This window comes from Acidovorax sp. GW821-FHT10E03, from assembly GCF_059415205.1.
In genome coordinates this window covers 188,841-211,911 of record NZ_JBWKMU010000010.1, presented here as the reverse complement: position 1 = coordinate 211,911, position 23,071 = coordinate 188,841, and the positions used below count along the sequence as shown (strand labels likewise).

The 23,071-nt window shown below is 70.1% G+C and carries 15 protein-coding genes; 8 read left to right on the top strand and 7 right to left on the bottom strand.

The window, feature by feature from the left end; genetic code table 11:
• Positions 1–43: 43 nt before the first annotated feature.
• From AC07OD_RS19050 to AC07OD_RS19035, 4 genes are all read right to left on the bottom strand, one after another.
• Complete coding sequence (locus AC07OD_RS19050; RefSeq protein WP_494597744.1) at positions 44–1,348, bottom strand: RNA polymerase sigma factor; 1,305 nt, start codon at positions 1,346–1,348, stop codon at positions 44–46.
• A 19-nt stretch (positions 1,349–1,367) separates the two neighbouring features.
• A complete protein-coding gene (locus AC07OD_RS19045; RefSeq protein WP_218296378.1) occupies positions 1,368–1,775 on the bottom strand; it encodes a VOC family protein in 408 nt (135 codons plus the stop codon).
• Between the two features lie 62 nt (positions 1,776–1,837).
• Positions 1,838–2,374 carry an SRPBCC family protein gene (locus tag AC07OD_RS19040; protein WP_218296379.1) on the bottom strand — a complete coding sequence of 179 codons (537 nt, stop codon included), beginning with the start codon at positions 2,372–2,374 and terminating at the stop codon, positions 1,838–1,840.
• A 29-nt stretch (positions 2,375–2,403) separates the two neighbouring features.
• Positions 2,404–2,820 carry a YciI family protein gene (locus AC07OD_RS19035; RefSeq protein WP_218296380.1) on the bottom strand — a complete coding sequence of 139 codons (417 nt, stop codon included), beginning with the start codon at positions 2,818–2,820 and terminating at the stop codon, positions 2,404–2,406.
• Positions 2,821–3,080: 260 nt separating this feature from the next.
• Here AC07OD_RS19035 and AC07OD_RS19030 point away from each other — a divergent pair, with 260 nt between their 5' ends.
• The 4 genes from AC07OD_RS19030 to AC07OD_RS19015 all read left to right on the top strand — a co-directional run bounded on the left by AC07OD_RS19030 (position 3,081) and on the right by AC07OD_RS19015 (position 11,754).
• Positions 3,081–7,049: a WG repeat-containing protein gene (locus tag AC07OD_RS19030; RefSeq protein ID WP_494597743.1), complete on the top strand. Its 3,969-nt coding sequence runs from the start codon at positions 3,081–3,083 to the stop codon at positions 7,047–7,049.
• Positions 7,050–7,237: 188 nt separating this feature from the next.
• A complete protein-coding gene (locus tag AC07OD_RS19025; protein ID WP_494597742.1) occupies positions 7,238–9,253 on the top strand; it encodes a TonB-dependent receptor plug domain-containing protein in 2,016 nt (671 codons plus the stop codon).
• A 3-nt stretch (positions 9,254–9,256) separates the two neighbouring features.
• The gene (locus AC07OD_RS19020) at positions 9,257–9,802 is read left to right on the top strand and encodes a YfiR family protein (RefSeq protein WP_218296383.1); all 546 of its coding nucleotides are present in this window, start codon (positions 9,257–9,259) and stop codon (positions 9,800–9,802) included.
• 8 nt (positions 9,803–9,810) lie between these two features.
• On the top strand, positions 9,811–11,754 hold the full coding sequence (locus tag AC07OD_RS19015; RefSeq protein ID WP_255590943.1) for a putative bifunctional diguanylate cyclase/phosphodiesterase: 1,944 nt from the start codon (positions 9,811–9,813) through the stop codon (positions 11,752–11,754).
• A 9-nt stretch (positions 11,755–11,763) separates the two neighbouring features.
• On the opposite strand, the gene AC07OD_RS19010 is transcribed toward AC07OD_RS19015, so the two are convergent.
• Positions 11,764–12,126, bottom strand: a complete 363-nt coding sequence (locus tag AC07OD_RS19010; protein ID WP_218296384.1) for a YciI family protein — start codon at positions 12,124–12,126, stop codon at positions 11,764–11,766.
• A gap of 434 nt (positions 12,127–12,560) precedes the next feature.
• On the opposite strand from AC07OD_RS19010, the gene leuA reads away from it, so the two are divergent.
• The 3 genes from leuA to AC07OD_RS18995 all read left to right on the top strand — a co-directional run bounded on the left by leuA (position 12,561) and on the right by AC07OD_RS18995 (position 16,144).
• On the top strand, positions 12,561–14,240 hold the full coding sequence (gene leuA, locus AC07OD_RS19005) for a 2-isopropylmalate synthase (RefSeq protein WP_494597741.1): 1,680 nt from the start codon (positions 12,561–12,563) through the stop codon (positions 14,238–14,240).
• Between the two features lie 132 nt (positions 14,241–14,372).
• On the top strand, positions 14,373–14,876 hold the full coding sequence (locus AC07OD_RS19000; RefSeq protein WP_218296386.1) for a C40 family peptidase: 504 nt from the start codon (positions 14,373–14,375) through the stop codon (positions 14,874–14,876).
• Positions 14,877–15,043: 167 nt separating this feature from the next.
• The gene (locus tag AC07OD_RS18995) at positions 15,044–16,144 is read left to right on the top strand and encodes a 3-deoxy-7-phosphoheptulonate synthase (protein WP_218339316.1); all 1,101 of its coding nucleotides are present in this window, start codon (positions 15,044–15,046) and stop codon (positions 16,142–16,144) included.
• Positions 16,145–16,188: 44 nt separating this feature from the next.
• Here AC07OD_RS18995 and AC07OD_RS18990 read toward each other — a convergent pair whose 3' ends face one another.
• Positions 16,189–16,647 carry a PaaI family thioesterase gene (locus AC07OD_RS18990; protein WP_370627748.1) on the bottom strand — a complete coding sequence of 153 codons (459 nt, stop codon included), beginning with the start codon at positions 16,645–16,647 and terminating at the stop codon, positions 16,189–16,191.
• A complete protein-coding gene (locus AC07OD_RS18985) occupies positions 16,644–17,111 on the bottom strand; it encodes a MerR family DNA-binding transcriptional regulator (protein WP_494597740.1) in 468 nt (155 codons plus the stop codon). The genes AC07OD_RS18990 and AC07OD_RS18985 overlap by 4 nt, the downstream gene beginning before the upstream one ends.
• Before the next feature lie 301 nt (positions 17,112–17,412).
• On the opposite strand from AC07OD_RS18985, the gene AC07OD_RS18980 reads away from it, so the two are divergent.
• Positions 17,413–22,287 (top strand): EAL domain-containing protein, encoded by a 4,875-nt coding sequence (locus AC07OD_RS18980; RefSeq protein WP_494597739.1) that lies wholly within the window; start codon positions 17,413–17,415, stop codon positions 22,285–22,287.
• Positions 22,288–23,071 lie beyond the last annotated feature (784 nt).

Sequence of the window (23,071 nt, the reverse complement as noted above, 5' to 3'; positions counted from 1 at the left end):
CGGCCGCCGCGCGCGGTGCCCGGCCCCGGGGTGCAAGCGCCGTTCAGCCGCCCGCGCGCGCCAGCAGCAGCGCCTTTTCCTGCGCGTTGCGCGTGAGGCCCGCCGCGCGCTCGAACTCGGCGCGCGCCTCGGCCACGCGGCCCAGCTTGGCCAGCAGGTCGCCGCGCACGCTGGGCAGCCAGTGGTACTGGGCCAGCACGGGGTCCGCCGCGATCTCGTCCACCAGCCGCAGCGCCGCCGCCGGGCCTTCGGCCATGCCCACCGCCACGGCGCGGTTCAGCGCCACGACGGGCGAGGGCGCCACCTGCGCGAGCGCGTCGTACAGCGCCACGATGTGGGCCCAGTCGGTGTCCTGGGCGCGCCGCGCGCGGGCATGGCAGGCGGCGATCGCGCCCTGCAGCGCGTAGGGGCCCCAGGCATGGCCCGCGCGCGCCAGCTGCTCGGCCTTGTCGAGCGCGGCCAGGCCCCGGCGCACCAGCAGCCGGTCCCACCGCGCGCGGTCCTGGTCCATGAGCAGCACGGGCCGGCCCTCGCCATCGGTGCGCGCGGGCAGGCGCGAGGCCTGGATTTCCAGCAGCGCCACCAGCCCCTGCACCTCGGGCTCGTCGGGCACCAGGCTGGCCAGCACGCGCACCAGGCGCTGGGCTTCGCCGCACAGGGCAGGGCGCATCCAGTCGTCGCCCGCCGTGGCCGCGTAGCCTTCGTTGAAGACGAGGTAGATGACTTCGAGCACCGACGCCAGGCGCGGCGCGCGCTCGGCCGCGCCCGGCACCTCGAAGGGCACGTGGGCGGCCGACAGGCTGCGCTTGGCCCGCACGATGCGCTGCGCGACGGTGGGCTCGGGCACCAGGAACGCCCGTGCGATCTCGGCCGTGGTGAGGCCGCCCAGCAGCCGCAGCGTGAGCGCCACGCGCGCCTCGGTGGGCAGCACGGGGTGGCAGGCGGTGAAGATCAGGCGCAACAGGTCGTCGCCGATGTCGTCCTGCTGCGCAGCGACCAGGGCGTCCACCACGTCGGGGGCGTACTGGGCTTCGAGCGCCTGCAGGTCCTTGCCCAGCGCCTCGTGCTCGCGCGCATGCACCGCCTGCTGGCGCAGGTGGTCGATGGCGCGGCGCTTGGCCGTGGTCATGAGCCATGCCCCCGGGTTCGCGGGCAGGCCGGTGGCGGGCCAGTGCTCCAGCGCGGCCACCAGCGCGTCCTGCGCCAGCTCCTCGGCCCGGCCCACGTCGCGCGTCATGCGCGCCACGCTGGCGATGATGCGCGCGGCCTCGATGCGCCACACCGAATCGATGGTGCGGTGCAGGGCATCGGCGCCGGCGTCGGCATCGGGACTGCGGGGGTTGTGCATCGGTGGCCTCGGTGAAAGCTCAGCCCAGCGCCTTGCTGGCATCCACCATGTGCACGAACTCCCAGCTATGGCCGTCCAGGTCGTCGAAGCTGCGCGAATACATGAAGCCCAGGTCCTGCACCGGGCGCGGCGAGGTGCCGCCGGCCGCCACGGCCTTGGCGACGAGGGCATCGACCTCCTCGCGGCTGTCGCACGAGAAGCACACCAGCACCTCCGAGGTGGTGCGTGCGTCGGCGATCGCCTTGCTGGTGAAGGTCTGGTAGAAGTCCCTGACCAGCAGCATCACGAACAGGTTCTCGCCCACCACCAGGCAGGCGCCCTGTTCGTTGGTGAACTCGGGGTTGAACTCGTAGCCCAGCGCGCGGAAGAACGCCTGCGAGCGGGCCATGTTCTCGATGGGCAGGTTCACGAAGATTTGCTTGTGCATGAAAGGCTCCTGAAGGGGTGGGAAGGTAAAGGGAAACAGAAGGTTTGGCAAAGGTGCGCGGTTCAGGTCGCTGGTTTTTGCGCCACGGCCTGCAGGTTGGCCAGGCCGTCCTCGAAGTCCTGGCCGACCATGCGGTCCATGTTGAAGAACAGGTGGGCGATCTTGGCGACGTACGGCACGGGGCCCTGCATGGCCCAGGTGACGCGGGTGGCGCCGGAGCCCTCGGGCTGGAGCGTGAATTCCACCTGGTTGTGGGCCTCGAACGGGGCCACAAAGTCGAGCTTCATCGCAACCCGCGCGGGGGCCGTGGCGTCGACGATCTCCATGCTGCCGGTGCCCACCTTGTCGCCCTGCCACGCATAGCGCGCGCCGGGGCCTGCGGTGGTGGCGCTGTACTGGCCCTTGGCGGCGGGGTCCTTGCGTTCATACGGGTTCCAGGTGTTGAACTGGCGCAGGTCGTGGATGAGCCCGTACACACGTTCTGGCGGCGCGGGGATCACGCGGCTGCGCTCCACGCGGAAGCTGTCGGGGCGGGTGGCGGCAAACGCCAGCAGCAGCGCCAGGGCGGCGAGCAGCACGAGGGCGATGGTCTTGATCATGGCAATGGTCTCCAGGCAGGGGCAGCGGTTCAGCGGCGGGCTTCCAGGTCGCGGAAGTGCTCGACGCCCTCCACGGCAGCGAAGTCCTCCATCTCGTAGAGCGGGCGCACCTCGATCTCGGCCTCCAGGCCCTCGCCGCGCGGGTTGGGGAAGCGGCGTGTCCATTCCAGCGCCTCGTCGCGGTCGCGCACCTGGATCAGCGTGTAGCCGGCGATGAGCTCCTTGGTCTCGGTGAAGGGACCGTCGGTGATGGTGGTGCGCGCCCCGCCCGCGCCGTAGCGCACGCGCCAGCCCTGCGCGCTGGGCTTGAGGCCGCTGCCGTCCAGCAGCACGCCCGCCCGGGCCAGCTCTTCGTGGTAGCGGGCCATGGCGGCCATCAGGGGTTCGGTGGGCATGTCGCCGCGCTCGGATTCTGCGGTGGCTTTCACGATGATCATGAATCGCATGGGGTTCTCCTCGGGGGGTCAGGGGGGCGGGCCATGGCGCGATCCGTGGCCTTCACCAGCACGACGGACGAACCCGTGGCAGATCGACAGCTTGGTGGCTGGTTCAGGGTTTTTACTTAGAAAAAGAGGGTGGGGCGCGGCGCGGCCTGCGCCACACGCCCGCAGCGGCGCCCGCTGTGGCGTATCCGCCAAGCCGTGCAAATGGTTACCGGCCATAGCGATCTGCCTCGGTAGGATGCCGCGCGAGGGACCCGACCGCAATGACCAGCCACAACGACACCGAACCAACACCCCCCTGGCTGGCCAGCATCCCGCTCATGCCCGGCCACCAGGCCCTCGCGCTGGTCATCGTCCACCCGGGCCGGGCCGTGGTCCCCGCAGAAGGCCTGGGCGAGGTGCTGCGCTTCTGGGCCGACGGGCGCGGCGGCTGGATCGGCGCAGCCCGCGCGGCCCACGGCCCGTGGGGCTACATCGACGGCGAGGGCCGGTGGCGCGTGCCGCCCACGCTGCAGAACGCGCGCAGTTTTTCCGAGGACGGGCTGGCCCGCTTCTGCGACGGCGGGCGCTGGGGGTTCATGGACCTGGCGGGGACGGTGGTCATCCCTCCCGCATTCGACAACGCCCAGCCGTTTCGCAACGGTTTGTGCGCGGTGCAGGTGGGCCAGGATGCCTGGCGCATCATCGACCGCACCGGCCACACCACCTGCGACGAGGTGTTCCATGAGCTGAGCCCCTTCGGCGCCAATGGCCTGGCGCGCGCCACGCTGTGGAAGAAGGCCAGCAACCAGCGCACCCAGGGCTTCGTGGACCGCACGGGGCGCTGGGTGATCGAGCCCCGCTTTCGCGACGCGCGGCCGTTTGGCGAATCCACCGCCACGGCCGCCTCGCTGGACGGCGACACCTACGGCCTCATCGACGCACAAGGCCGCTGGGTGCTGGAGCCCCGCTACCCGCGCATCGATGCCTTCAATGCCGAGGGCCTGGCCTTCTTCGACGAACCCCATGCCTGGGACAACGGCCATGGCTACCTCAACGCGCGCGGCAAGGTGGTCGTGAAAGGCGGGCGCCACCTCTCGCGGCGCATGGCCTGCGGCGTGGCCGCCAACAGCTATGACGGCACGGGCTTTCTCACGGCCGACGGCAAACCCCTTGCGGCCCCGCCGCTGAGCTACGGCACGGATTTCTCGGCGGAAAGCGGCTTTGCCGTCGTGCGCACCGCCGCCGCCGTGCGCAAGGGCGCGGCCGATGCCACCACAGCGGGCCCGGCGCACTGGGGCCTGCTGCACCCGGACGGCCGCTTCGTGCCCGCGCCCGACCACCTGCTGGAGCCGCTGACCGATGGCGATGGCTGGCTGGTGGGGCACCCGCCGGACACGCCGCTGGTGCCGTTTCTGACCCGCGACGGGCAACTGGCCTTTATCGACGGCGAGGGCGCCGTCGCCTGGCGCGCGCACTACGACGGCCAGCAGGTGGCCCTGCTCGACGCCGGGGGCACGCCCCTGTGGCGCAGCGGCGTGCGCGAGAACTGCTGGCCCCCCGGGCCGTTCTTCCACGCGCCGCTCACCGACCACCTGGAAAACCTCAAGACGCTCGACGGCATCGTGCCGCTGGCCGTGGACCTGCTGGCCGACGCCGAGGCCCGGCTGCACCGCCTGGCGGCGGGCGATGAACTCGCGCCCGACGAACCCGTGGACGGCGACGATGAAGATGACGATGACGACGGGGAGCAGGACCCCGGCCAGGTGCAGGCCGGCCGCACCGTGGTCGTGCGGCGGGTGATGCGCGCCTACCTGAGCGAATCGCACAACGGCCCCTACGAATTCCTGTGCACCGACCTCAACCGCGCGGTGGACGAAGCCCGCGTGGCGATGGTGCAGCAGCTGAGCGCGCGCTTTGGCGCCGCCGACCCGAACCCGGAGCACGCCGTCCCCTGGCGCCGCCAGGGCGACTACACGCAGGCCTGGCCCGTGGCAATGGCCAAGCCCCTGCCGGGCGACGGCGGCGCGCTGCACGAGGCGCGCGAACAGTGGCTCACGCTGTACAAGCATTCGGACTCGGGCGACGGCGATGTGTGGTGGGAACTGTGGCTCATGGCCGCGCCCAGCATCGACGCGCTGCAGCTGGCGCAGCGCGCGCGCGGCGCCGGCCCCGCCACGGAACCGCCCGGCCACGGCGGCGAGCCCGAAGGCCCGGACAGCGACGGCCCGGCGCTGGACAGCCGGCCCCCCGAGGGCGCGCCGGCCACGCAGCCGCCCCGGACACGTGATGAATGGCTGCACGCCGTGTGCAACGACCGCCATGCGATCGCCCATGTGCCCGCGCAGTGGCTGGACGATGCGATGGTGGATGCCGCCCTGGATGCGAACGTGGCGGCGCTGGAATACGTGCCTGCGGCCTGGCGGACAACCGCACGGCTCGAATCGCTGGTGCGCCGGGGCCTGCGCGAGGCGGCCGGCATCCCGCCCGAATGCATGACCGCCGAAGCCCTGGCCCTGGCACGCAGCCTGTATGCCGGCCAGCCCGAATGGGACTGGCGCGACGAGCGCAACAGCGGCATCCCCGCCACCTGGGACCACAACAGCCTGTGCGACGTGTGGGGCTGCCTGCTCACGCCCGAGCTCGCGCTCAAGGCGGTGCGCGCCCAGGCGCCGCTCAAGGACCTGGCGCACTGGCTGCGCACCGATGCGGTGGAGCAGGCCGCCCTGCAGGCCGACATCTACAACATCAGCTACATCGACCCGCGCAAGATCACGCCCGCGCTGGCCGAGCGCGCCGTGCGGCACGACTACGGCTGCCTGATCGAGCACATTCCCGCCGACATGCTCACGCCCGCGCTGTGCCTGGCCTCGGCGCGCGCCAACGGCCTGTCGCTGGACAAGATCCCTGCGGCGCTGCGCACCACCGACGTGTGCGTGGCCGCGCTGCAGGACCGCTGGGACATGTTCCTCGCCGTACCGCCCGCGCTGCGCGAGGACGTCACCACCCGGCTCATCGCGGACGACCTGGACCAGGCCCGCCGGGACGGCGAACCCCGCGAGGCCAGCCACTGGCACGTGCAGCGCGCCTGGGCTCGGCTGTGGGCGGGCGACCCTGAAGGCGCGATGGCCGACGCCCGCCTGGGCCTCGGCCGCGTGCGCCACGAAGAGCATGCGCGCTACATTCTGGCCAGCGCCTTGCGCGCCCTGGGCCGCACGCAGGAAGCGGCGCTCGATGCCTCCACGGTGCTGTCGCTGCAGTCGCCCTACGCCGCGCAGTGGGATGCCGCCGAGGACATGCGCTGGCTGCAAGGCCTGGCGCAGGGCCAGGCCCAGGCGGCCGACGACGCCACGCTGATCGCACGGCTGCAGTCGCACCCGCGCACCCTGGCCGATGTGCCGCGCGAACGCATCACCCACGCCATGGTCGATGCCGCCCTGGCGGCCGACGAGGACACGGTGCGCTTCGTGCCCAAGCGCCTCATGACCCCCGCGCGCTATGCGGCGGCGCTGCGCCAGGGCGTGAAGGATTTCGGCCAGATCCCTCCCGACATGCTCAGCGAGGAAGCCTGCATCGCGCATGTGCAGGAGGGCGGCTGGCGGCTGGAGCAGATCCCGCCCGCGCTGCGCACCGTGGCGGTCTGCGCCCACGCGGTGCGCCGCAGCGCCAGCGCCATGGAACATGTGCCCCAGGCCCTGCACGACCAGGCCCGGGAAGCCGCCGCGCGCCTGCCCCGCGATGACGGGGATGCCGCAGACGGCACCCCCCGCGCCGGCGGCGTGGGCGGCTGGCTGGCACGCCACGTGGTCGATTCCGCGCTGAAGGGGCAGGGCACCGCCGCCCGCCGTCTGCAGCACCAGGGCGTGCTGGCCGCGTTCCTGGTGCAGGCCGCCGTGACCGCCCGGTCCGGCACGCCGCCCACCCTCACCGGACTGGCGGGCTGGTTCGAGCAGCGGCCGGTGCTGGCCTGGGCCACCCACCTGCTGCTGGGCCTGGCGGCCTGGGTGGGCCACGCGTTCGTCTCGGTGGCCGCCTGGCGGGCGGAAGGCGCGTGGATCGGGCTGGGGACGTTCGCGCTCATGGGCTTTTCCGAACTGTACTGGGCGTGGCGGTTTGTATTCGCCAGCCCCCAGAGCCCCTGGCTCGCGGTCGCGGCGGCCCTGGTGGTGGTCTACCTGTTCGGCTGGCGCCGCCTGTACCGCCGCGTGGGCCTGGCCTTCGCCCACCGCGGGGATTCGGCGGCGGGGGACTGAGCCCCAGCCGGCCCACCGGCTGCTGCGGCCACCTTTTACATTTTTCCTAGGGTCATCACCGATCCCCCCGGGGGCCTGCCGGGCCTGCTGGTGGATACAATTTGTAAACACTCGCCCCACCGACCCACGAACCTCCGGAACGCTTGGTCTCGCACACAGGAGCCACCGCCACAGCGGGTGCAACGCCCATGACAAGAGGATCGGACCATCGCCCGGCACAGTGGCCACAGCGCATGGCGCTGGCCCTCCTTTGCAGCGGACTCTCCCACGCCATCGCGCAGGCGGACATCGCCCATCTGCCGCTGGAACAGCTCGTGCAGATGGAAGTCCGGACCGCCAGCCGGTACACGCAGACCACCCTGGAAGCACCCGCCCTGGTGAGCGTGGTGACCGCCGACGACATCCGGCTCTTCGGCTACCGCACGCTGGCCGAGGTGCTGGGCAGCATGCGCGGGCTGTATGTGTCGTACGACCGCTCCTACCACTACCTGGGCACGCGCGGCTTCGCCACGCCGGGCGACTACAACACCCGCGTGCTGCTGCTGGTCAATGGCGTGCGCTTCAATGACAACCTCTACGACCAGGCCACCATCGGCACCGACTTCCCGCTGGACCTGGACCTGGTGGACCGCGTGGAGTTCGTGCCGGGGCCGGGCTCCGCCGTCTATGGGCCCAATGCGTTCTTCGGCGTGGTCAACGTCATCACGCGCGACGGCCGCCAGCTGGCCGGCCCGCAGCTGAGCGTGGCGGCCGGCAGCCACGGCAGCGCCAAGGCCCGCTTCTCGGTGGGAACCGTGGACGCACAGGGCGGGGACTGGCTGATCGCGCTGACGCGCGCGAGCAGCCGGGGCGCGGACCAGTACTTCGCCGTGTTCGACACGCCGGCCAGCAACCAGGGCGTCGCGCAGCGCCTGGATTTCGACCGCAGCACCCAGCTGTTCGCGCGGATGCAGCGCGACGGCCTGAGCTTCACCCTGGCGCACGGCGAGCGCAGCAAGGGCACGCCCACCGCGGCGTTCTCGCAGACCTTCAATGACCCGCGCTCGCGGTCCATCGACACCACCACTCGCGTCGCGGCCGAGTATGCGAGCCAGCTGCAGCCCTCCCTCGCGTTCACCGGGCGCGTCCACGCCGGGCACTACCGCTTCGTGGGCGACTACGCGTACGACTATCCGCCGCCCACGCTCAACCGCGACGTGGGCACCGGCCAATGGTGGGGCACGGAATGGCAGTGGGTGAGCACGGCCCTTGCACGCCACAAGCTCGCGTGGGGCGTCGACTACCGGCGCGACACCCGCATCCGGCAGCTCAATGCCGACGTGGATCCGCCCGTGCAATACCTGGATACCCGCCGCGCGGGGAACGCGCTGGGCATCTATGTCCAGGACGAGTTCGCGCTGGCGCCCACGCTCACCCTGCACGCGGGCCTGCGGTGGGGCAAGCAGTCGGGCAGCGACGGCAGCTTCCACCCCCGGCTGGGCCTGGTGTACTGGTGGAACCCGGCCACGGCCGTCAAGCTGCTGCATGGCACGGCCTACCGGCCGCCCAACGCCTACGAGCGCGACTACCGGGTGGACCTGCCCGGCGGCATCGTCGATCTGACGGGCCTGCGGCTCGAAAAGGTGCGCACCACGGAGCTGGCGCTGGAACACGCCCCCACCGGCACCACGCGCATGCTGCTGACGGCGTTCAGGTCCGAGGTGACCGACCTGATCTCGCTGGGGGACGCGGGCATCCCGGACAGGCTCAGGTTCAGCAACGCGCGGGGCGTGCGCGTGCATGGCATGGAGACCGAGGTGGAGCAGCGCTGGCAAGGAGGGTCGCGCCTGCGCGTGGCCTACGGGTGGCAGAAGGCGCGCGACGCGGGTGCACCCGAGACGCTGACCAACTCCCCCCGGCACCTGCTCAAGCTGCAGTGGTCGGACACGCTGGCGCTCGCGGCGCCGGGGCAGGGCAGGCCGGGGCAGTATGCCGTCGAGGCCATTGGCGTGGGCGCGCGCAGGACGCTCGCGAACGCGCGCCTGCCTGCGCACGTCCTGGCCAACCTCGTCTATACGAAGCGCCTGGGGGACGTGGATGTGTCGGTGGGCGTGTACAACGTCTTCAACCGCCGCCACGCGGACCCCGCCTCCTACGAAATCCGCGAAGACTCGATCCGGCAGGATGGACGGACCTACCGCGTCAAGCTCACCTACGGGTTCTGAGCCATGTCCCACGCCCTGCGCCTGCGCAACCTGCTGTGGGCCGGGCTGTGCGTGCTGTGCTGGGCGGGGGGCCTGGCGCATGCCACCAACCCCGTGGAGGAACCCGATCTCAAGGCCGCGTACATCTTCAACTTCATCCAGTTCATCGAATGGCCCGACAGCGACCTGGCCACCGATGGCGACTGGCCCCTGTGCATCTCTCCCTTCAGTCCGCTCAAGCGCGCCCTGACGGCCCTGGAGGGCAAGCCCGCCCGCAAGGGGCGGCCCATCCGGGTGAGGCTGCTGGAACTGGCCGAGCTGCGCCATTGCCGCGTGCTCATCCTGCACGGCGCCGACATCGAGCCGGTGCTGCGCGCGCTGCGGGCCCTGCCGCCCGCCCACGGCATCCTGACGGTGGCCGATGAGGACGCCGCAGGCAGCCCCGACATCATGATCACGCTCGGCCAGCAGAAGAACCGCATCGTGTTCGCCATCAACACCGATGCCACCGCGCGCGCGGGCCTGTCCGTGAGTTCCCGACTGCTGCGGCTGGCCAGGGCGGCCAGATGATGACGATGATGACGAAGAAGAATCAGGAAAAAACGAAGGCGCCCGCCATGCCGCAGGCCCCCGCGCAGGAGCCGGGGGCCGCGCAGCCCCTGCCGTCGTCGCGGCTCGTGGCCACCGGCCTCCTGGCCGCGGGCCTGGCGCTGCTGACGGTGGTGCTGGCGCTCACGGGCGTGGACTACTGGAGCACGCGGCAGTCCATGCTGCAGGACAGCCGGGTGGAGGCGGCGATCGTGGCCGACAACATCTCGGCCGCGGTGATGTTCCAGGATGCGCACACGGCCAGCGAGATGCTGGGGGCGCTGAAGGCGTCGCCGATGGTGCTGGGCGCGGACGTCTACGACCGGCAGGGCCGGCTGCTGGCCCACTACGCACGCGACGCGGACCAGGCTTTTCCCGCCACGCTGCCGGCCGCGGGCATGGCCGGTGTGGCCGAGCGCGCGGGGCTGCGCGTGCTGGAGATCGCACGGCCCGTGGAGATGGGCGGCGTGGTGTCGGGCACGCTGTACTTTCGCAAGTCCATGAGCGCGGTGTACGCCCGCCTGGCCATCCGCTTCGTCAGCGCGCTGCTGATCGCGGGGTGCGTGATGGCCCTGGCGGCCGCGATGGTGCTGCGCAGCCAGGCGGCCGTGCGCAACGCCGAAAACCGCCTGCACACGCTCGCCCACACCGACGCGGTCACCGGCACCGGAAACCGGCACGCGTTCAACGAACGCCTGGCCGCCGAGATCGAGCGCGCGCGCGGCCTGGGCTCCCGCGTCGCCCTGGTCTACATCGACCTGGACAACTTCAAGACCCTCAACGACACCTTCGGGCACGCGGCCGGGGACGGCCTCCTGCGCCAGGTGGCCCGGCGCCTGCAGTCCGTGGTGCGCGCCGCCGACGCGATCTCGCGCCTGGGCGGCGACGAGTTCGCCGTGATCCTGCGGCTGGACATGGACGACGCGGCGCTCAACACCTACGGCCAGCGCATCGTGGGCGTCTTTCGCCCCACCTTCACCGAAGTGGGCCAGCAGGTGACCATGACCTGCAGCGCCGGGATCGCCATCTTTCCAGACGATGCGGCGGACATGGACAGCCTCGTGAGCAACGCCGACACGGCCATGTACCGGGCCAAGGACATGGGCAAGAACCGGTGCGTGCGGTTTGACGCGTCGATGAACCTGGCGGTGGTCCGCCGCCAGGCCATCGAGCATGCGCTGCGCGCCGCGCTCGACCAGGGCGAGGGCATCGCGCTGCACTACCAGCCCCTGTTCGCCGCCGCCGGCAAGGCGCTGGTGGGCGCGGAGGCGCTGCTGCGCTGGTCGCACCCGGAGCTGGGCCATGTCCCGCCGCTGGAGGCCGTGATGGTGGCGGAGGACTGCGGCCTCATCGTCCCGCTGGGCTACTGGGTGATGCGCACCGCCTGCCGCGATGCCGCCCGGTGGCAGGCCGGCGGGCCCCTGCGGGTATCGGTCAACATCTCGGCGCGGCAGCTGGGCGATGCGCAGTTCCTCGAACGCGTGATGGACATCCTGCGCGAGGAAGGCCTGCCCGCCCACCTGCTGGAGATCGAGCTCACGGAAACCGTGCTCATGGACAACATGGAAGCGGGCGCACACACGCTGCACCGCCTGAGCCAGCTGGGCATCCACCTGGCCATCGACGACTTCGGCACCGGCTATTCGTCGCTGGCCTACCTGCGGCAGCTGCCGATGCGCCGCCTCAAGATCGACCGCAGCTTCGTCAAGGACCTGCCCGGCCACGAACACAGCCGCACCATCGTCAACGCCATCGTGGCCCTGGCCCATGGCCTGGGGCTGCAGATCACGGCCGAAGGGGTGGAAACGCCGGAACAGGCCGACTACCTGGTGCACCAGGGCTGCGACGTGCTGCAGGGCTACCTGTTTGCGCGGCCGATGCCGGTGGAGCAGTTTCAGGCACTGCTGCAGGAAGGCACCACGCGCCGCGCCTAGCCGCCCAGGTCACGATGCCCCGTGGTAGCACGGCGCCACCTCGCGCACCTCGATGGTGGCCCATTCGGCGGCCGGGCATTCGCGGGCGATGGCCACGGCCTCGTCGCGCGTGGCGCAGTCGAGCAGGAAGAAGCCACCCACCATTTCCTTCGTCTCGGCGAACGGCCCATCCACCAGCCGGGACTGCCCTTCGCGCACCTGCAGGCGCACGGCCTGGTCGGTGGACGCCAGCGACTCGGTGGCGCGCAGCAGGCCCCGGGCCTTCAGGCCCTCGCCAAAGCGCAGCATGCGGGCATACGCCTCCTGGCCTCCCGCCAGCCCGCGCTCGGCCCGCTGGCCGTGGGGTTCCATGATGAGCAGCATGTAGGGCATGAGAGGGTCCCTGGCGAAGCGAGAGGGGAGGGGGGCAAAGCGAAAGGCGCCATCCTACCAGCAGTCTTTACTACTGTTTTTATAGCTATCAGCGCTTATCCATCAAGCGCTGGCGGCACTTTTCATCAAAACCTTGCGCAGCGCAGCAAGCCTGTGCTATCTTCAAGCCTCTATGCAACGCAGCATGCTCCTACCCACCCTATCGCTAAGCCTACTAGTGCTTGGCCGGGGTCTGCCTGCGTTCGCCACCGTTGCCTGACTCGCTCAGCGCAACACCTGATCTCCCCCTGACCCCGGCCCGCGAACCAGCCTTTGCACTTTGCAAAGGGCTGCAGGGGATGTCACACGTTTTGTTTTTTCATTCATTTCGTCTGACCCGTGCACCGCGCGTTTTTGTCTTCAGCGCACCGCACACACCGTTCGTGGAGCCTCTCATGATTGCCAAGCCCGCCACCAAGTACCAGCCCATCGCCCCGGTTGCATTGACCGACCGCCAGTGGCCCACCCGCAGCATCACCCGCGCGCCCGTATGGCTCTCCACCGACCTGCGCGACGGCAACCAGGCGCTGTTCGAGCCGATGAACGGCGAGCGCAAGATGAAGCTCTTCCATGAACTGGTGCGCATCGGCTTCAAGGAGATCGAAGTCGGCTTTCCGGCCGCGTCGCAGACCGACTTCGACTTCGTGCGCCGCCTCATCGACGAGGACCTGATCCCCGACGACGTGACCATCATGGTCATGACCCAGTCGCGCGAGGACCTGATCGCGCGCACGGTGGAGGCCGTCAACGGCGCTCCCCGCGCCATCGTGCACCTGTACAACGCCACCGCGCCTGCCTGGCGGCGCATCGTGTTCGGCATGAACGTGACGCAGGTGATGCAGCTGATCGCGCACCATGTGGGCTATTTGAAGCAGCTCACCGACGCGCAGCCCGCCACGCAGTGGACGCTGCAGTACTCGCCCGAGACCTTCAGCGCCACCGAGCTCGACGTGTCGCTCAAGGCCTGCCAGACCGCTATCGCGGCCTGGAACGCCGGCCCTGGCCGCCCCATCATCATCAACCTGCCCACCACGGTGGAGAACGCCACGCCCAACGTGTTCGCCGACCAGATCGAATGGATGGACCGGCGCCTCGCCCCCCGCGAGCACATCACGCTCTCGGTGCACCCGCACAACGACCGCGGCACCGGCGTGGCCGCGGCAGAACTCGCGATGATGGCCGGTGCCGACCGTGTGGAAGGCTGCCTCTTTGGCAACGGCGAGCGCTGCGGCAACGTGGACATCGTGACGCTGGCGCTCAACATGTACACGCAGGGCGTGCACCCGAACCTCGATTTTTCGGACATCACCTCGGTGGCGCGCATTGCCGAGGAATGCACCTCGCTGCCCGTGCACCCACGCCACCCCTACGCGGGCGACTTGGTGTTCACCGCGTTCTCGGGCTCGCACCAGGACGCGATCAAAAAAGGCTTTGCCGCGCAGGACCCGAGCGCGCTGTGGGAAGTGCCGTACCTGCCCATCGACCCTGCGGACCTGGGCCGCACTTATGACAGCGTGATCCGCGTGAACAGCCAGTCGGGCAAGGGCGGCATCGCGTTCTTGCTGGAGCGCGAACACGGCGTGGTGATGCCGCGCCGCATGCAGGTCGAATTCAGCGCCGTGGTGCAGCGCCAGACGGACGCGAGCGAAGGTGAGATGAGCGGCGATGCGCTGTGGGAGCTGTTCCAGGCCACGTACCTGCGCGCCCCGGGCCACGCCGCCATCGCGTGCCACAGCCACCGGCTCGATGAAGACGGGCAGGGCATCGAGCTGGACGTGACCATCGACGGCATGCGCCAGCATTTGCGCGGCCAGGGCAACGGGCCGATCGCCGCCACGGTGGATGCGCTGGGCCTGCCGCTGCGCGTGGACCACTACGAAGAGCGCGCCACCGGCACGGGAGCCCACGCCCAGGCGCTGGCCATCGTGGAGGCCGCGATGGAGGGCGTGGCCGGCTCCACCTTCGGCGCGGGCATGAGCCACAACATCGTGACGGCGTCGGTGTTGGCCATCGTGAGCGTGGCGAACCGGCTGGCCGAGCGGCGCCAGGGCGTGGCCGCCACGGCGGCGGTGTGACGCCGCCGCTGTTGTAAAAAAGATAGCTGCCAGCGCTTTACCACCAAGCGCTGGCGGCATTTTTGGCCAATAGCCCCAGGCCATGGACGGAGTCCGCGCAGGCGCCGGGGCCTATCCGTTACCCTTCGGGCCATGCGCGTTGTTTTTCACAGACTGGCCTTGGCCGCCTGCACCGCCGCCCTGCTGGCGCTGGGCGGCTGCGGCACCTCGCGGCCCCCGTCGCCTTCTTCGTCAGCCCCGGTACGCACCACCCCACCCCTGACCGCGGAGCAGGCACACGACATCGCCATTCACGCACTGGGCCTGGTGGGCACGCCGTACCGCTATGGCGGCAACACGCCCGATGCGGGCTTTGATTGCAGCGGGCTGATCGGCTATGTGTACCGCAACCAGGTGGGCACCCCGCCGCCCCGCACGGTGGCGCAGCTCAACAGCTGGGGCTACCCCATCGACGGCAGCGAGCTGCGCGCCGGAGACCTCGTGGTGTTCGGCACGGGCCGCCAGCCCAACCATGCGGGCATCTACGTGGGGGAAGGGCGCTTCGTGCACGCGCCGTCCACCGGCGGCACGGTGCGGCTCGACCAGCTGCAGTCGCGGCACTGGTCGCGGCAGAATGCGGCGTTCCGGCGGCCGTAGCGGCTCCCCCTGAGTCGCCTTCGGCGCCTTCCCCCTGAGGGGGACGACGCCCTTGCTGTGGGGCGGCCCTTGCTCGGCGTCCCTCGCCTGGGACGCGCCAGTTGCAGGCAGTGTGACCACATCGTCGGCCAGCCGATGGCCCCGCCCGCGCGACAATCAGGGCCACCATGACCCACGCACACCGCTCCGCCACCCCGATCTCCACCCACGACACGACACGCATCGACGACACGCGCATCAAGGCCGTGCGCCCGCTCATCACGCCTGCGCTGCTGCAGGAGTGGCTGCCCACGCCCGACGCCGCGCAGACCCTGGTGGAAACCAGCCGTGCCGCCATCTCGCGCGTGCTGCACGGCCAGGACGACCGGCTCATCGTGGTGGTGGGCCCCTGCTCCATCCACGACCACGACCAGGCGATGGACTACGCGCGCCAGCTGAAGATCCAGGCCGACGCGCTGCAGGCCGACCTGCTGGTCGTGATGCGCGTCTACTTTGAAAAACCCCGCACCACCGTGGGCTGGAAGGGCTACATCAACGACCCCCGCCTGGATGGCAGCTTCGCCATCAACGAGGGGCTGGAGCTGGCGCGCCAGCTGCTGCTGGACGTGCTGGCCACGGGCCTGCCGGTGGGCACCGAGTTCCTGGACCTGCTCTCGCCGCAGTTCATCAGCGACCTGGTGAGCTGGGGCGCCATCGGCGCGCGCACCACCGAGAGCCAGAGCCACCGCCAGCTGGCCAGCGGCCTCTCGTGCCCCGTGGGCTTCAAGAACGGCACCGACGGCGGCGTGAAGGTGGCCAGCGACGCCATCCAGGCCGCGCAGGCGTCGCACGCCTTCATGGGCATGACCAAGATGGGCCAGGCCGCGATCTTCGAGACGCGCGGCAACCAGGACTGCCACGTGATCCTGCGCGGCGGCAAGCAGCCCAACTACAGCGCGGCCGATGTGGATGCCGCCTGTGCCATGCTCCAGGCGGCGGGCCTGCGCGAGCAGGTGATGATCGACGTGAGCCACGCCAACAGCAGCAAGCAGCACCAGCGCCAGATCACCGTGGCGGACGACGTCGCCCGGCAGATCGCCGCGGGCGACCGGCGCATCACCGGCCTCATGATCGAGAGCCACCTGCAGGAAGGCCGCCAGGACATCGTGCCCGGCCAGCCGCTCGCGCCCGGCGTGTCGGTGACCGATGCCTGCATCAGCTTCGCGCAGACGGTGCCGGTGCTGGAAGGCCTGGCCGCCGCCGTGCGCGCGCGGCGCGCACGCGCCTGACCGACCCGCCGGCCCGGCGCTCTCTCTGCAGCGGGCCACGGCAGCTACCGTGGCGCCACGGTGGCGTCGATGTTGCGGGCCGTGGCCAGCAGCGTGGCGCACAGCGTTTCCTTGCCATCCGCATCCACAGCGAACACATCGGACGCGCACACCGTGAGCAGCCGCGCCGCGTCGATGACGCGCCCGCGCGCCCGCAGGCACACGCCCCGTGCGGGGGCCACGAGTTTCACGGTGGCGTCCACCGTGGCATTCACCCAGCCCGGCGGCAGCACGCTGCCGGCCGCGCCCACGGCGGCGAAGTCGGCCACGGCAAACACGGCGGTGGCCTGCAGCTGGCCGGGGCGAAAGCAGAAGGCGTCGCTCACCGGAATCTCCACCTCCACCGCGCCCGGCTCGGCGCGCACGAAGCGCAGGCCCAGCGTGCGCGCCATGGGCATGGCCAGCACCAGGGACCGAAGATGGTCCATGGGCGCGGCGGCGGAATGTGCGGACAAAGAGGTCATGGTGCTTTCCTTGCGGAGGTGGTGGATGGACGGGTGCGGGCCGATGGGGGTGGCGTGGCGGGGGGCCGCACGCGCGGCCAGGGCGCCGGTGGCGCCGACACGGCGGCACGCGGCCGTGCCTGCTGCGCCTGCAGCCAGGCCTGGTGCTCCAGCACGCGCTGCTTCTGGGCCCGCAGCGCATCGATCTGCTCGTCCAGCGCCTGCGCGCGCTCCTGCAGGGCCTGCACCATGGTCTCGGTGCGCAGGGTGCCTGCCCGGTAGGCGCCCAGGCGCAGGGCGATCTGCGGCAGGGTGAAGCCAAGCTGGCGCGACATGGCGATGAACACGACCTCGCGCTGCATGCGCGGTGGATAGTCGCGGTAGCCATTGGCCCGCCGGCGCGGCTGCAGGAGCCCCAGCCGCTCATAGTGGCGCAGGGCGTGGACGGAAACCGAGGTGCGTTGCGCGAGTTCGGATATCTGCATGGCACGCAGCCTAGCAAGCATGGCGCTGCGCGAAGGTTGCCGGGGTGACTGGCGGCGTTCTGGGGCAAACCCGCATGGTGGTGACCGCTCGGTCCGGCGCTCTGCGGTGTAGGATTCACGTTTCAGGGGGCAGCGCGAGCGCGTGCTTCTTCTGCCCGCACCCCGTCCGGTTCTTTTCTTGCCGCCCGACCCCTTTGACGACGACGCTGTTCCAGTTCTTGCGCAACAAGCTCCAGGCCCCCCGGGCGCTGGAACTGGGGTGCGCGCCAGCGGGCACAGCCAACGCCACAGCGGCCTGACCATGCCGCCAGCCCACGCACCCGAAGAGGCAGCGCGGCTCACGGCACTGCAGTCCTACGCGATCCTCGACACCCCCGCGGAAGAAGGCTTCGACCAGCTGGCCACGCTGGCCGCACGGGTGTGCGGCTGCCCCATCGCCGTGGTCAATTTTCTCGACAGCGAGCGCCAGTGGTTCAAGGCGGCGGTCGGCATTCCCTTCCAGCAGACCGAGCGCGCCATCGCGTTCTGTGCCCAGGCACTGGACGGCGGCCGCGAACCGGTGGTGGTGCCCGACGTCACGCTCCACCCCGTGTTCGCCAGCAATCCCCTGGTGCTGGGCGAACCCCATGTCCGCTTCTACGCCTGCGTGCCGCTGGTGACGCCCGAGGGGTTCACCCTGGGCACCCTCGCGGTGGTGGACACCGTGCCCCGCACGCTGGAGGAAGGGCAGATCGAGGGCCTCACGATCCTCGCGGGCCAGGCCATGGTGCAGCTGGAGCTGCGCCGCCAGAAAAGGCTGCTGGCCCAGCTCGTGCGGGAGCGCGACCAGATGCATGCCGAGATGGTCGCGCAGGGCGAGGCACAGCGCGTGGCGGGGCGGATCGCCCGCGTGGGCGGCTGGACGGTCGAACTGCCCGGGATGCAGCTCGTGTGGTCGCAGGAGATCGCGGCCGCCTATGGGCTCCACCACCGCGTGGGCGAGCTGGCGCAGGTCCTGCAGCTGTACACGCCGCCCTACCGGCCGCAGATGCAAAAGGCGTTCGATGACTGCCGGCACCACGGCACGCCCTTTGACGTGGAAGCCGAGGTGGACATGCCGGGCGGCAGGCGCTTCTGGGTGCGCACCGCCGGGCAGGCGGCGCGCGATGCCGGGGGACGCATCGTCCGCATCCAGGGGGCCTTCCAGGACATCACGGCCCAGCACCTGGCCCAGGAGGCGCGCCGTGAAAGCGAGGAGCGCTTTCACCTCGTCTCGCGCGCTACGGCCGATGCCGTCTGGGACTGGAACCTGGACACCGACCTCATGTGGTGGAACGAAGGCATGCAGAACCTGTTCGGCGTGCCGCTCGACCAGCTGCCGCCCGACAGCACCTCGTGGACGCTGCGGCTGCATCCCGAAGACAGCGAGGAAATCCTCCGGGGCCTCCACGCGGCCATTGGCGGCACGGACAACCACTGGTCCGCCGAATACCGCTTCCGGCGCCAGGACGGCAGCTATGCCTGGGTGCTGGACCGGGGCTTCCTGATCCGCGACGCCGAAGGCAAGGCCGTGCGCATGGTGGGCGGCATGACCGACATCAGCGCGCAGAAGCTGACCGAACTCGATGCCCAGCGCGATGCGCAGAACCATGCGGAGCTGCTGCAGGTGCAGCAGCGCATCTCGTCGCTGGACATGCCCCTGCCCGAGGTGCTCCAGCTCGTGGCCGACACCGTGCTGCGCCAGACGCTGGCGCGCGGGGCGCTGGTGGAGCTGCTGCAGGGCCGCCAGCTGGTGGCGCAGGCATCGGCGGGCGACCACGTGCGGCCCGTGGGCCACATGCTGGCGGCCGACCAGAGCCTGCTGTGGCCCGCCCTGCGCGAAGGGCGCACCGTGGTGTGCAATGACACCGAGGCCGAGGGCTGGGACATGGTTTCGCTGCCCCACCGGCACGGCGTGCGCTCCGTGATGGCGGTGCCGCTGCGCACCGCCGAGGGCGTGGTGGGCTCGCTCAAGGTCGTTTCGGACAAGGCCCACGCATTTTCGCGGCGCGACGTCGCGCACCTGGAGATCCTCACCGAATCCCTGGGCGCGATGGTGCAGCTGCGGCATGTGGCGGGGCAGCTGCGGGCATCGGAGCAGCAGTACCGCATGCTGTTCGACGAGCACCCCCATCCGATGTGGGTGTACGACAGGGAAACGCTGCGCCTGCAGGCCGTGAACCAGTCGATGGAGACGCACTACGGCTATGCCGAAGCCGAGCTGCTGGGGATGGACATGACGGACCTGTGGCCGGCGGAGCGCCGCGCCAGCATCCGGGCGACCATCAACGCGATTGCGATGGACCAGCGCAACAAGCCGGTCATCAGCCGCCACGTCAAGAAGGACGGCACGTTCATGGACGTGGAAATCACGGCGGGCAGCATCAGCTTCAACGGCCGCCCCGCGCGCCAGGTGCTGGCCACCGACGTGACCGAGCGCCTGCGCACCGAACGCGAACTGGCCCGCATGGGCCGCGCGCAGCGCCTCTTGAGCGCCTGCAACGAAACCCTCGTGCGCGCCACGTCCGAGACCGCGCTGCTGCAGGCGATCTGCCACATCGCCGTGGACATCGGCGGCTACCGCATGGGATGGGTGGGCTTCGCGCTGGACGACGAACGCAAGTCCATCCAGCCCGTGGCCCACGCGGGCCACAACCAGAACTACCTGGAGAACCTGCACCTGTCCTGGTCGGCCGAGGACCGCTACGGCCGGGGTCCCGCGGGCATGGCCGTGCGCTCGGGCAAGCCGGTGATCGTGCAGGACATCCGCGCCGAGGGCGATTTTGCCGACTGGACCGAGCGCATGCTGGACAACGGCTTTCACGGCGTGATCTGCCTGCCGCTGCGCGACCGCGACCGCACCTTCGGCCTGCTGTACCTGTATGCGCCGGACATCCTGCAGATCAGCCCCGAAGAGGCGGCCCTGCTGCAGGAGCTCTCCAACGACCTGGCCTTTGGCATCACCAGCCTGCGCGCGCAGAAGGCGCAGCAGCGGCTGCAGGCCTCGGTGCTCAAGGTGGCGGCCGCCGTGTCGGCGAGCACGGGCACGGAGTTTTTCGTGCAGCTGGTGCGCAACATGGCCGATGCGCTGGGGGCCCAGGGCGGCTGCGTGGTGCGGCTGCTGCCACCGGTGGAGGGGCAGGCCCCGCGGGTGGTCACGCTCGCGGCGGTGCTCGATGGCCAGATGCTGCCCAACGACGAATACACCCTGGAAGGCACGCCCAGCCTCATGCTGCTGTCGCAGCGCGCGTATGTGGTGACCGAGAAGGTGCAGCAGCTGCACCCCGAGGCGCCCATGCTGCGCCATGTGGGCGCGCAGGGCTATGCGGGCCAGCAGCTGTGCAATGCCGATGGCGAGGTGGTGGGCATCGTGTTCGTGCTGTTCCGCCAGCCCATCGCCGAGACGGACTTCATCACCTCCACGCTGCAGATCTTTGCCGCGCGCGCGTCGTCCGAGATCGACCGGCAGCTGGCGGATGCCCGCATCCGCCACCAGGCCTCGCTGCTTGACAAGGCGCAGGACGCGATCCTGGTACGCGACCTGGAGCACCGCATCATCTTCTGGAACAAAAGCGCCGAGCGCCTGTATGGCTGGTCGCAGCTGCAGGCGCTGGGCCAGTCCATCGAAACGCTGCTCTACGACGACCCCACCCATTTCCGCCACGCCACGCGCACGGTGCTGGAGCAGGGCGAGTGGACGGGCGAGATCGTGCAGCGCCACCGCGACGGCAGCACCATCGAGGTCGAGGGCCGCTGGACCCTGGTGCGCGGCGACAACGGCCAGCCGCAGTCCATCCTGGCCATCAACACCGACATCCGCCAGCGCAAGGCCAACGAGCGCGAGATCCAGCGCCTGGCGTTCTACGACGCGCTCACCGGCCTGCCCAACCGCATGCTGCTGATGGACCGCATGGGCCATGCGCTGGCCAACGCCCACCGGCGCCTGCAGGGCGGTGCGCTGCTGTTCATCGACCTGGACAACTTCAAGACCCTGAACGACACCCTGGGCCACGACCAGGGCGACCTGCTGCTGCAACAGGTGGCGCAGCGCCTGAACACCTGCGTGCGCAGCGTGGACACGGTGGCCCGGCTGGGCGGCGACGAGTTCGTGGTGATGCTCGAGGAGCTCAGCCCCAGGCCACACGAACTGGCCCTGCACGCACGCAGCGTGGGCGAGAAGATCCTCACCATGCTGGCCGTGCCCTACGCGCTGGCAGGGTACCAGTACCGCAGCACGCCCAGCATCGGCATCGCGCCGTTCACGGGCGAGCAGACCAGCGTGGGCGAGCTGCTCAAGCAGGCGGACCTGGCCATGTACCAGGCCAAGACGGCGGGGCGCAACACGCTGCGCTTCTTCGACCCTGACATGCAGGCCGTGGTGACCGCCCGCGCCGGGCTGGAGACCGACCTGCGCGCCGCGCTCGCGCAGGAGGAATTCCTGCTGCACTTCCAGCCGCAGATGCACCTGTCCGGCCGCTGCGTGGGGGTGGAGGCGCTCGTGCGCTGGGCCCACCCGCAGCGCGGCATGGTGCCGCCCGCGCAGTTCATCCCGCTGGCCGAGGAGACGGGCCTCATCCTGCCCCTGGGCCGCTGGGTGCTGCACACGGCCTGCAAGCTGCTGGCCAGCTGGCAGGACGACCCGGCCCTGGCCCACCTGACCATGGCGGTGAACGTGAGCTCGCGCCAGTTCCGCCACGCCAGCTTCGTGGACGACGTGGCCCGCGTGCTGGCCATCACCGGCGCGCCGGCGCATCTGCTCAAGCTGGAGCTGACCGAAAGCCTGCTGGTGGAAGACATGGAAACCACCATCGCCACGATGGCCGCGCTGCGCTCCTATGGCGTGGGCTTCTCGCTGGACGACTTCGGCACCGGCTATTCCAGCCTGAGCTACCTGAAGCGCATGCCGCTGGACCAGCTCAAGATCGACCAGAGCTTTGTGCGCGACCTGCTGACCGACCCCAATGACGCGGCCATCGTGGACACCATCATCGGCCTGTCGCGCAGCCTGGGCCTGGAAGTCATCGCCGAAGGGGTGGAAACCCCCGAGCAACGCGAGCTGCTGGCCCGCGCGGGCTGCCTGCACTACCAGGGCTACCTCTTCAGCCGACCCCTCTCCGCGGACGTTCTGGGGGCCTTCCTGCGGTCCTGCGCCGCGTAGCGAGCTTCCGCCGGCCCGTCTTCGGGATTCAGTCCCCACCCGCGGCGGATCGCCGCGTCCCTGCGTCCGCCCTCCTTTGCGTGCACCGGTCCGTCCGCAAGGCCCCACAAGGTGTTGTCGCGGCACCGCGTGCCCGGCGCGGGAAGTTCTCCCCTGTCTTCTTCTTATGTTTTCTATAAATACATAGTCGTAGTAGTAGAAGGCGGCCCAGGTTGTGGACAACTGCCTTTTCCCTCGCCGTGGCGCGCACTTGCACGCCGCCCAACCCTGTGCACCGATCCCTCTTTCCGATGTCGCGCGAAAGGGGACAAAACACGGCCATGGCCTTTTTCTGTGGATAACCAGGCGGTTGTGCCAAAACTATCCCCAGTTTTACGCACTGAACATTTTCACAGAGAGGATTGGCATTGAAATGGCATGAAGCGCTGATGGAGAAAGCGCCAACAGCTACTCTATTGATAGCAAATGGGAAATGTGAAGGCCCGTCAGGCGGTGGCGTAAGGAACCTGCGGGCTGGCGCGGAGCCCTGTCCGCTCCGCTTTGGCCTCTTCGGCGCCGGCCGCTTCATCGCGAGCCGCCGTGTGGAGCGGTGCCGGGGGCTCGGCTCCACGGGCGTTGGGGGCACGAAAAAGAGGTTCTGGTTATTCTTTTATGGTTCTATATATAAATAGCAGTAGTAGTAGAGCACCTCATTTTTTGTGGACAAGGGGTTTTTTTCCAATGCTGGCGCGGGGTTGCGTGGCCGCAAACTCTGTGCGGCGGGCGGCGCAAAGTCCGGGGCTCA

Bases quoted from the DNA above. Each gene is read 5' to 3' on its own strand.
- leuA (WP_494597741.1), top strand. From the start codon at position 12,561: ATGATTGCCAAGCCCGCCACCAAGTACCAGCCCATCGCCCCGGTTGCA.
- AC07OD_RS19020 (WP_218296383.1), top strand. From the start codon at position 9,257: ATGTCCCACGCCCTGCGCCTGCGCAACCTGCTGTGGGCCGGGCTGTGC.
- AC07OD_RS19030 (WP_494597743.1), top strand. From the start codon at position 3,081: ATGACCAGCCACAACGACACCGAACCAACACCCCCCTGGCTGGCCAGC.
- AC07OD_RS18990 (WP_370627748.1), bottom strand. From the start codon at position 16,647: ATGACCTCTTTGTCCGCACATTCCGCCGCCGCGCCCATGGACCATCTT.
- AC07OD_RS19000 (WP_218296386.1), top strand. From the start codon at position 14,373: ATGCGCGTTGTTTTTCACAGACTGGCCTTGGCCGCCTGCACCGCCGCC.
- AC07OD_RS19045 (WP_218296378.1), bottom strand. From the start codon at position 1,775: ATGCACAAGCAAATCTTCGTGAACCTGCCCATCGAGAACATGGCCCGC.
- AC07OD_RS18980 (WP_494597739.1), top strand. From the start codon at position 17,413: ATGCCGCCAGCCCACGCACCCGAAGAGGCAGCGCGGCTCACGGCACTG.
- AC07OD_RS19025 (WP_494597742.1), top strand. From the start codon at position 7,238: ATGACAAGAGGATCGGACCATCGCCCGGCACAGTGGCCACAGCGCATG.
- AC07OD_RS19050 (WP_494597744.1), bottom strand. From the start codon at position 1,348: ATGCACAACCCCCGCAGTCCCGATGCCGACGCCGGCGCCGATGCCCTG.
- AC07OD_RS19015 (WP_255590943.1), top strand. From the start codon at position 9,811: ATGACGAAGAAGAATCAGGAAAAAACGAAGGCGCCCGCCATGCCGCAG.
- AC07OD_RS18985 (WP_494597740.1), bottom strand. From the start codon at position 17,111: ATGCAGATATCCGAACTCGCGCAACGCACCTCGGTTTCCGTCCACGCC.
- AC07OD_RS18995 (WP_218339316.1), top strand. From the start codon at position 15,044: ATGACCCACGCACACCGCTCCGCCACCCCGATCTCCACCCACGACACG.
- AC07OD_RS19035 (WP_218296380.1), bottom strand. From the start codon at position 2,820: ATGCGATTCATGATCATCGTGAAAGCCACCGCAGAATCCGAGCGCGGC.
- AC07OD_RS19040 (WP_218296379.1), bottom strand. From the start codon at position 2,374: ATGATCAAGACCATCGCCCTCGTGCTGCTCGCCGCCCTGGCGCTGCTG.
- AC07OD_RS19010 (WP_218296384.1), bottom strand. From the start codon at position 12,126: ATGCCCTACATGCTGCTCATCATGGAACCCCACGGCCAGCGGGCCGAG.